The sequence below is a fragment of the Bradyrhizobium sp. WYCCWR 12699 genome (assembly GCF_032144035.1).
Lineage (GTDB): Bacteria > Pseudomonadota > Alphaproteobacteria > Rhizobiales > Xanthobacteraceae > Bradyrhizobium.
Map to the genome: position 1 here is coordinate 833,877 of NZ_JAVTJN010000030.1, position 9,351 is coordinate 843,227.

Annotated in this window: 8 protein-coding genes and 1 pseudogene; 2 read left to right on the forward strand and 7 right to left on the reverse strand. The window is 65.2% G+C overall.

The annotated features are described in order from the left end of the window. Window position 1: 1 nt before the first annotated feature. On the reverse strand, window positions 2-1,348 hold the full coding sequence (locus tag RPS27_RS14690; protein ID WP_211415165.1) for an RsmB/NOP family class I SAM-dependent RNA methyltransferase: 1,347 nt from the start codon (window positions 1,346-1,348) through the stop codon (window positions 2-4). Window positions 1,349-1,537: 189 nt separating this feature from the next. On the opposite strand from RPS27_RS14690, the gene RPS27_RS14695 reads away from it, so the two are divergent. Beyond that, window positions 1,538-1,741, forward strand: coding sequence for a DUF1674 domain-containing protein (locus tag RPS27_RS14695; RefSeq protein ID WP_194405318.1), 204 nt, complete (start codon window positions 1,538-1,540; stop codon window positions 1,739-1,741). Between the two features lie 41 nt (window positions 1,742-1,782). On the opposite strand, the gene cysN is transcribed toward RPS27_RS14695, so the two are convergent. The 4 genes from cysN to RPS27_RS14715 all read right to left on the reverse strand — a co-directional run bounded on the left by cysN (window position 1,783) and on the right by RPS27_RS14715 (window position 7,532). Beyond that, window positions 1,783-3,678, reverse strand: coding sequence for a sulfate adenylyltransferase subunit CysN (cysN, locus tag RPS27_RS14700; protein WP_313754088.1), 1,896 nt, complete (start codon window positions 3,676-3,678; stop codon window positions 1,783-1,785). Continuing rightward, window positions 3,678-4,640 (reverse strand): sulfate adenylyltransferase subunit CysD, encoded by a 963-nt coding sequence (gene cysD, locus RPS27_RS14705; protein ID WP_212064674.1) that lies wholly within the window; start codon window positions 4,638-4,640, stop codon window positions 3,678-3,680. The genes cysN and cysD overlap by 1 nt, the downstream gene beginning before the upstream one ends. Before the next feature lie 5 nt (window positions 4,641-4,645). After that, complete coding sequence (locus RPS27_RS14710) at window positions 4,646-5,662, reverse strand: sulfotransferase family protein (protein ID WP_212064673.1); 1,017 nt, start codon at window positions 5,660-5,662, stop codon at window positions 4,646-4,648. 154 nt (window positions 5,663-5,816) lie between these two features. After that, complete coding sequence (locus tag RPS27_RS14715) at window positions 5,817-7,532, reverse strand: methyl-accepting chemotaxis protein (RefSeq protein ID WP_212065206.1); 1,716 nt, start codon at window positions 7,530-7,532, stop codon at window positions 5,817-5,819. 191 nt (window positions 7,533-7,723) lie between these two features. On the opposite strand from RPS27_RS14715, the gene RPS27_RS14720 reads away from it, so the two are divergent. Further along, complete coding sequence (locus tag RPS27_RS14720) at window positions 7,724-8,314, forward strand: thermonuclease family protein (RefSeq protein WP_212064672.1); 591 nt, start codon at window positions 7,724-7,726, stop codon at window positions 8,312-8,314. A gap of 54 nt (window positions 8,315-8,368) precedes the next feature. Here the strand turns inward: RPS27_RS14720 and RPS27_RS14725 are convergent, their stop codons facing one another. After that, window positions 8,369-8,884, reverse strand: a complete 516-nt coding sequence (locus RPS27_RS14725; RefSeq protein WP_194405324.1) for a L,D-transpeptidase — start codon at window positions 8,882-8,884, stop codon at window positions 8,369-8,371. Window positions 8,885-9,235: 351 nt separating this feature from the next. Next, window positions 9,236-9,351 (reverse strand): annotated as a pseudogene (locus tag RPS27_RS14730) (IS110 family transposase); the annotation flags it as partial.

Here is a 9,351-nt window from a genome sequence, read left to right on the forward strand (position 1 = left end):
ATCAGGATTTAACGAGCCGGGCCGCGAAAAATCCGTCGAGACCGCCGAGCTTGGGATCGGCGTTCGGCAGATGGCTGGGCAGGGTGCGCAGATCGCCCTCCGGCGTGAGGATTTCGTCCAGGCCCGCGACCTCCGACGCCGTGATCGGGACGCGGCGAAGCGCAGGCTCGGCCGCCAGCAGCGTTGCCACGGCCTGCTCGCCCTCTTCGGGTTCCAGCGAGCATGTGCAGTAGATCAGCGTCCCGCCCGGCTTGAGCAGCGACACCGATTTTCGCAGCAGTTTTTGCTGGAGCGCGGTCAGGGCGGCGATGTCGGATTCCTGCCGCAGCCAGGCCACGTCCGGATGGCGGCGGATCGTGCCGGTCGAGGTGCAGGGCGCATCGATCAGGATACCGTCGAAGCCCTCGGCTGGACCGGCCCATTCGACGGCGTCAGCGACGACGGTCTCGGCCTGGAGCGACAGCCGCGCCAGGTTTTCGCGCAGTCGCGCCACCCGGGCCGGCGAACGGTCGATCGCCGTGACATGCGCGCCTGCCAGCGCCAGTTGCGCGGTCTTGCCGCCGGGGGCGGCGCAGAGATCCGCGATGGACTTGCCCTTGACGTCGCCGAACAGCCGGGCCGGCAGCGCGGCGGCGGCGTCCTGCACCCACCATTGTCCCTCGGTGAAGCCTGGCAGCATGGTCACCGCGCCGTGCAGCAGCATCCGCACCGTCCCGGTCGGCAGCGTCTCGCCGTGCAGGCGGCTCGCCCATTGCGCGGGATCCGACTTCACGGTGAGATCGAGCGAGGGCTCGTGGCCGAGCGCCAGCGCCATCTCGCGCGCGGTCGCCTCGCCATAATGCGCGCTCCAGCGCGCGAGCAACCACGGCGGAAGGTCGAGCGATTGTGTGGCGACCTCCTCGACCAGCGCCTTGCCCTCGCGCGCGCAGCGGCGCAGCACGGCGTTGACGAGGCCGGCATAGCGCGCGGCGCGCCGGTCGGATTGCACCAGGCGAACGGAGAGGTCGACGGCCGCGTGATCCGGCACGTCCATCCAGAGGATCTGCGCCGCACCGATCAGCAGCGCGCTCTGTGCGCGCGGCGCTTCGGAGGGAATGCCCTTGTCGAGCAGGCGCGACAACACGTGGCCGAGCGTGCCGAGCCGGCGCAGCACGGTGGCGACCAGACGCCGCATCAGTGCGCGGTCGCGGTCGGCCAGCGTCTTCAGTCCGGGATGGGCGCCGCCGCCGTCGAGCTGATCGTCGAGCGTGCGGTGCTTGTGCAGCACGCCGTCGACGATATCGGCGGCGATCCGACGTGCCGCAAGGCCTGGCACTTCGGACGGAGGGGCAAAACGTTGAGATGGCATGCGGAAGCAAGGTTCTGAGCGAGCGGCAGTTCCGCCGCAATGGGCGCATGCCTTGAGAAAGCGACCTCTGGCACGCGAATATGCCAAATGTAAGAATCACTTCCGGCTTTTTCAGCCATCCGGGCCTGATTTCAGGAATGCGTTATTGCACGTCGCAATGGGGCGCGTCCTGCGCTAGAAGACCGGACGATGAGTGACCAGCCTCCCGTCCCCGATCGCAAGCAGCTGTCGCCGGCCGCCCAGCGCGCGCTGGCCGAAGCCGAGGCACGCCGGCAGGCTGCCGCCGCGGAGGCCAACGGCGAGGCCAAGGCGAAGGAGCTGCAGGGACCGAAGGGACCCGAGCCGACCCGCTACGGCGACTGGGAGCGCAAGGGCATCGCCTCCGACTTCTGAGCCGTTGCCGATCCCGCCCCGATCGTGCCTGCCTCCGGACGCTACAGATAGTGATTGTCGCGGAGGTAACGGATGATGCGATCGCAGGCCGCGTCGGTCGACAGCTCCGAGGTGTCGATGGTGATCTCCGGCGCTTGCGGCCTCTCATAGGGATCGTCGATGCCGGTGAACGCCGGTATCTCGCCTGTCCGTGCCTTGCGATAGAGTCCCTTGGGATCGCGGCGTTCGCATTCGGCGAGCGGGGTCGCGACGTGGATCTCGATGAATTCGCCCGCCTCGACCCGCTGGCGTGCCAGCTCGCGCTCGCTGCGGAACGGCGAGATCAACGCGACCAGCGCGATCATGCCGGCGTCGACGAACAGCGCGGCGATCTCCGCAGCGCGCCGGACGTTCTCCGCCCTGTCCGCGCTGGAGAAGCCGAGATCGCGGTTGATGCCGTGGCGAAGGTTGTCGCCGTCGAGCAGCGCGGCGTGGCGGCCGAGCTCGGCAAGCCTGCGGTCGACGAGATCGGCGATCGTCGATTTGCCGGCACCGCTCAGCCCCGTGAACCAGAGCACGCAGGGCCGTTGCTGCTTCAGCCGCGCCCGCACCGATTTGTCCACGGCCAGCCGCTGCCAATGAATGTTGGTGGCGCGGCGGAGCGAAAGGTCGATCATTCCCGCGGCGGCCGTGCGGTGGCTGATCGGATCGATGAGAATGAAGCTGCCCATGTCGCGGTCGTCGCGATAGGCCTCGAACACCAATGGACGGTCGAGGTTGAGATGGGCGTAGCCGATTTCGTTGGCACCGAGCGTCTCGGCGCTTTCCTGCGCCATGGTTTCGATGGCGATGCGGTGCTTGAGCGTCGTGATCACCGCGCCGGTCGAGGCTGCGCCGCATTTCAGCAAATAGCGCCGGCCCGCGACCATGGCCTCGTCGTCGAACCAGACGAGATGGGCGGCCAACTGGTCCGAGACCTGCGGAGCGGCTCCCGCCGTCAGCACGTCGCCGCGGCTGACGTCGATCTCGTCGGCCAATGTGAGCGTGACCGATTCGCCCGCCGCCGCGCGCTCGCGCTCGCCGCCGGGCGTAAGGATATGCGCGACGCGCGTCTGACGGCCCGAGGGCTGCACCGCGATCGTCTCGCCGGTCGCGATCGTTCCGCTGGCGATCCGCCCGCAGAAGCCGCGGAATTCGGCGTTCGGCCGGTTGACCCATTGCACCGGCAGCCGGAACGGTTGCTGCGAGACGTCGCCGGAAACGTCAACCGATTCCAGATAAGCCGTGACGGTCGGGCCGCTGTACCAGGGCATCCGCGCGCTCGGCGCGACGATGTTGTCCCCGTCGGGCGCGACGATCGGAATGCACTGGACCTGCGAGATTCCGAGCTGTCCGGCCATGGTGAGATATTCGGCGGTGATGGCCGCAAAGCGATCCCCGTCGAATCCGATCAGGTCCATCTTGTTCACGGCGAGCACGACGTGACGGATGCCCAGCAGCGACAGGATGTGGCTATGGCGCCGCGTCTGCGTGATCACGCCCTTGCGGGCGTCGACCAGCACCACGGCGAGCTCGGCGTTGGATGCACCGGTGGCCATATTGCGCGTGTACTGCGCATGGCCTGGCGTGTCGGCGACGATGAAGCGGCGCAGCTTGGTGGCAAAGAAGCGGTAGGCGACGTCGATGGTGATGCCCTGCTCGCGTTCGGCCTGCAAGCCGTCGACCAGCAGCGCGAAATCGAGATCGCCGCCGGTGGTGCCGACGGTCTTGCTCTCGGATGCCAGCGCGTCGAGCTGATCGTCCAGCAGCGTCTTGGAATCGTAGAGCAGCCGGCCGACCAGCGTGCTCTTGCCGTCGTCGACGCTGCCGCAAGTGACGAAACGCAGCGTCGGACGGTCGTCCTGATCCAGCCGCGGCGCATCGGAGGCGGCGATCGTGGGGGCCTCGTGATAGGACATCAGAAATAGCCTTCCGCTTTCTTGCGCTCCATCGATGCCGGGCTGTCCCGGTCGATCATGCGTCCTTGCCGCTCGGAGGTGCGTGAGGCCGTCATCTCCCGCACGATCTCGGGCAGGGTTGCCGCCGTCGAGATCGTGGCACCGCTGAGCGGATAGCAGCCCAGGGTCCGAAACCGGACCGAGCGCCATTGCGGCTGTTCGCCTGCACGCAGCGGCATCCGTTCGTCGTCCACCATGATCAACGCGCCGTCGCGCTCGACCACCGGACGCGAGGCCGCCAGATAGAGCGGAACGATCGGGATGTCTTCGAGCAGGATGTAGTCCCAGACGTCGAGCTCGGTCCAGTTCGACAGCGGAAACACCCGCATGCTCTCGCCGGGCGCTAGCATCGTGTTGTACAGGCTCCACAGCTCGGGCCGCTGGTTCTTCGGATCCCAGCGATGCGCCGCGCTCCGGTGCGAGAACACGCGCTCCTTGGCGCGCGACTTCTCCTCGTCGCGCCGTGCACCCCCAATCGCGGCGTCGAAGCCGTGAAAGTCGAGCGCCTGCCGCAACGCCTGCGTCTTCATGACGTCGGTGTAGCGGGCCGAGCCGTGGGTGAAGGGGTCGATCCCCTCCCGCAATCCGTCGTTGTTGGTATGGACGATCAGATCGACGCCGAGCTCGCGCGCGCGGCGGTCGCGGAACGCGATCATCTCGCGAAACTTCCAGGTCGTGTCGACGTGCAGCAGCGGAAACGGCGGCTTGCCGGGATGAAACGCCTTCATCGCCAGATGCAGCAGCACCGACGAGTCCTTGCCGATGGAATACAGCATGACCGGCTTGCGGAACTCCGCCGCTGTCTCCCGGAGGATATGGATGCTCTCCGCCTCCAGACGGCGGAGATGGCTGGCAGCGTGACGCTGCTCGCCGCCCGTTCTTTCAGCGAAGGCGAGTTCGGCGGTCGTGGGACACTCCAGCATGCTGATCACGCGGCCTCAGCGAACCAGTCGCCGAACAGGTCCGCGGAAATTGCGGCATTGAGGCCGAGATCGCGAACGCATGCCGCGACCGAGGCTCGATAGGCGTCATTGACCCCGCAGCGCTCCAGAATTTCCAGCTGGGCTTCGCTCACCGAGGCCGTCGCGCGGCGCTGATAGCGATAGGCGCTGTCGGACGTGTGCAGATTGGGCACCTTGTAGATCGTCGCTTCGCTCGGGAAGATGACGCGTGCGTTGTTGGCTTGAACGTCCCCCGGTTCCCGCCATGACGTCACGGCATTCTCGGTGAAGCTGCTCGAAAGGCCGAGGCGATCGAACAAGACGCGCACCGAGGATAGAGCCTCCTTGCTCACCTCGTAGACGTAGTGGGTGACGGGAACGCCCTGTTGCCGGGCGTAGTTTGCGACGCGGGCCGCGCTGAGCGCGGCGACGACGTAGTGCCGCAGCAACGTATCTGCGGGCGCGCGCGAGATCAGCTTCTCGAGCCATGACGCCAGCGAACTCGCAGGCTCGCGATCGAGCATGATGAGATGCAGACGGTGCCGCGGGTAACCCGCGTCGATCAGGAGCTGCAACGGATTGAATAAGCTCTCGGCGAGCACGTAGGGCCCGATCGTTTCCTTGCTGAAGATGTGCGGCTCGTCGGTCGCCGAGGGGATGACCCAGGGCGTCAGCGGACGGCCGACCAGCGCCTCGCGCAGGATCGCCTTCAGCGGTTGATAATATGAGGGCATGCCGGTCATCCCGAACAGATTGCTGAGAGCAGTCGATCCGACCCTGGCCTTGCCGCATGCGAAATAGAGCATCGGAAAATCTTGCGCGGGACGATGCTGGAAATTTCCGGCGAGGCAGTCCGTCACTTCGCGCATCAATGTCGCGAGGGTGACGTTTCTGGTCTGGAATTCGCCCACTGGCGACAACGGCATGGTGTCGAGGGAATGATGCTGCTGCCGAACGAGATCGGCCATTCGTTCGAGCGAATCAGCTGTTGCGTCGATGTTCATGTTGGGGGACCCACACGGCTGGGAGTTCCACGAGCAATTGCTCGTGGGTTCTTATCCAACCTACAGTTGCTGAAGGTGCCTAACAATTCCGGGCAATCCCGGAGGCGCGATCTCTATGCGATGAGCATCGGAGATATGTTGCCGCTTTGCGGATTCATGCCGCGCGCACCGTGTTGAGGAACTTCTCCACCTCGGTCTTCAACAGGGCACTTTCGCTGGAGAGCGAACGCGCCGATGTCAACACCTGTCCCGACGCCGCGCCGGTGGCGCTCGCGCCGTGACTGACCTGGGCGATCTTGTCTGCGACCTCCACGGTTCCCTTGGCGGCTTCGCTGACGTTTCGCGCAATCTCGGCCGTGGCCGCACCCTGCTCCTCGATCGTCGCAGCAATGGTCGTCGAAATATCGGAGATGCGGGCGATGGTCGCGCCGATCTCCTTGATTGCGCCGACGGAGTCCTCCGTAGCCGATTGCATGCCGGCGATCTGCGCGCTGATTTCCTCGGTCGCTCGCGCCGTCTGCGCCGCAAGCGCTTTGACCTCGCTCGCCACGACTGCAAAGCCGCGGCCGGATTCGCCGGCGCGCGCCGCCTCGATCGTTGCGTTCAGCGCGAGGAGATTGGTCTGCTCGGCGATCGCCGTAATCAATTTGACGACGTCGCCAATTCGGCCGGCCGCCTTGAGCAGTTCATTGATCCGGATGTCGGTGCGCTCGGCCTGCTTGACCGCTTCGCCGGCGATGCGGCTGGAATCGTGGACCTGGCGGCTGATCTCGACGACCGACGTGCTCATTTCTTCGGCGGCCGACGCTACGGCTCCGACATTGGTCGACGCTTCCTCCGAAGCGGCCGCGACCATCCCGGAGAGCTGCTGAGTCTCTTCCGCGGTTCCCGACAGCGTGCCGGCGGCAGCCTCGAGCTGTTGGGAGGCTGCCGACACGGAGCCGATGATGCCACCCACGGCGGCTTCGAACACGCCGGCCAGCTTGGTCATCTCTTCCTTACGCTGAGCAGCGGCCGCAGCTTCCAGATTCTTCTGCTCGGCCTCCATCTGCTCGATGCGAATCAGATTTTCCTTGAAGGTCTGAGCCGCGCGAGCGTTGTCGCCGACTTCATCGCCTCGGCGCGTGTAGGGGATCTCGACCGCCTTGTTGCCGCTGGCGAGCTGGAGGAGCACGTCGCCGACACGCCGGATCGGCCGGGCGATGTTCAACACGGAGAACACTGCAGACCCGATCAACGTGAGAACGACGAATACGCCGACGATCAATGCGAAATTGGCGACGCGATCCAGTTCGGCGAGCATCTCGCCCTTGCGGCGCGCGGCGAATTCGTTGGCAACGCCAACCAGATCGTCGATACGTTTGCCGACTTCGAGCGCTGCCGGACGCATACGCTCGGCGAGAATGCTTGCCCTCGCCGCTTCGGCTGCAGTCCTGGCGCTGCCGGCGGCGCTGATGACGGTCTTTTGCGCGACGGCCAGTTCAATGCCGCTGGCCAGATACGCATCGACAAATTTCTTGGTCTCACGATAGGCGTCCTGGGTGACCTTCCGGGTCGCCCGCTCCGTCGCGGCATCGATTTCCGCACCGGCTTCGCTTGCTCGTGCGCGGAGATTCTCCAGGAGCTTGTCGACCTCTCCGGCCGTCGCAGCGGAACCGATCTCGAGAGCTGCGAGCTGCGCCCGCGCCATCGCGGTCTGCGTCGCCTGGGCATTGCCCTTGTTGAGATAGTTGATCGTGACCAGGCGATTGGATTCAGCAATCGACCGGTTCCCAAGCATCTGGTTGGTCAGCATGCCGCAGACCAGCACGATGCTCACGCCCGTCACGATGCCGAGCTTCGTTCCAATGCGAAATCTGAAAGACCTCACCGCAATCTCCCTCGCGTTACCCGTAACACGTATTCGCAACCAATGATTGAGATTTGGGTAATATTCGCGGATCTCCAGTAGAACTACGGCCGACGTAGTGGAGACCGGAACTTTCTTGCATAGGCTGTGGCCGGTTCCGGCCTGCTGCGGCCCCGCTTGTGAGTTCCCCGACTCAGTCTTAGCGTGAGTTGATGCGTTTCCCCGATCGTCCCAGTTCCTATCGGCCACAGTTCAGCGGTTCGCCGTTCGGTCGGCACTTCTCCGGATTGTTGCCGTGGATGTTCGTGGTGGGCATCGTGTTGGCCGTCGTGCTGACGTTCCGCCATGGAACGGACTGGCTTGTTCCGCGGAGCGATGGCGACCGCACCGGGGATGCCGAGATCGTTCTCCGGCAGGCGGGCCATCCCGATGTCCGCGAGCCCGTAGACGTCGTTCGCACCATCGACGGCGATACGTTTCTGGCGCGTGTTCGTCAGCGCGACGGCCGCGATCTCGTCGTGCGCGTCCGGCTGCGCGGCATTGATGCGCCCGAGTTGAAGGCGTCTTGCCAGAAGGAGCTGGACAAGGCGGAAGCAGCGGCCCGTGCGTTGCGCGATCTGCTTGGCCAGGGCGGCGTGACCATCACCAATCTCGGCCCCGACAAATACGGCCGCGTGCTCGCCGACGTCGCGACCCGGCGGACTGCAAATGTTTCGGCGGCGCTGCTCGCCGGCGGTTTTGCGCGAAGCTACAATGGCGGACATCGCGACGGCTGGTGCGCACGCGGCTGGCGCTTCTGGTAACAAAAAGGCCGCGTCCGGAGACGCGGCCCTTTGCTGTCGCGGCTGATCGCGGGATCAGCGCGTCACGATCACCGTCGTGCCGACGGAGACGCGGCCGTAGAGATCGGTGATGTCGTCGTTGAGCATGCGGATGCAGCCATAGGACACGAAGCCGCCGATCGAACCCGGCACGTTTGTGCCATGGATGGCATATTCGCCGCCGGCGAGAGTCATCGCCGCGACGCCCATCGGGTTGCGCGGCGAGCCGCCCGGAATCATGTCGGGAATGTTGGGCTTGTCACGCTTGACCTCGGCCGGCGGTGCCCAGGCTGGGTTGCGATACTTCCCGTCGATCTTCGTCGTACCGGCCCACTGCTTGCCGGCCTTGCCAACGCCGACCGGATAACGCACGGCTTGGCCGTTACCGACGATGAGATAAAGCCGTCGCTCGCTGGTTTTGACCACAATGGTGCCGGGCGAATAGTCAGCCAGATGCGTCCCCACCATTTCCGGCCGCGCCTCTGCTGCATTCGACATCAAGACGCCAGCCCCGATGGTGGCGGCCATCGCCACCGCAATCCTCATCGACATCGATCTCCCCCTTGCCCCAAACGGATCGTCCAAAATGACGCAGAACCCGGCAATCGCCGCCGCGCCAAGTCCTTGTGAGGGACATTCTTAACCGCGCCCGTTAACCGGATGGTTTCCACGCGCGGCCACCGAAGGCCGGCCAGCAGGGGGAACAAAGGAAATGTTCGAAATAAAGTAAATGACCTGAAAACAACACTCGGCGGGAAAGATGCGGGCGTCGTGCGGCCCGCGCTGACAAGCACGTGAGGATGTGAACGGCTGTTGTTTTGGGGAGCTCGTTGGCGCGTGATGCACTCTCGTGTCCCGGACGCGCTGCAGCGCCAAGGCGCTGCTGCGCGGAGCCGGCAACTGTTATGTTGGTCTGGTGTACAGGTACGGCTTTCGATCGCGCATGATGGCGTTGAGGACCGTCAACAGCTTCCTGGCAACGGCAATGAGAGCGAGCTTGGCAGGTTTACCGGCCTGTC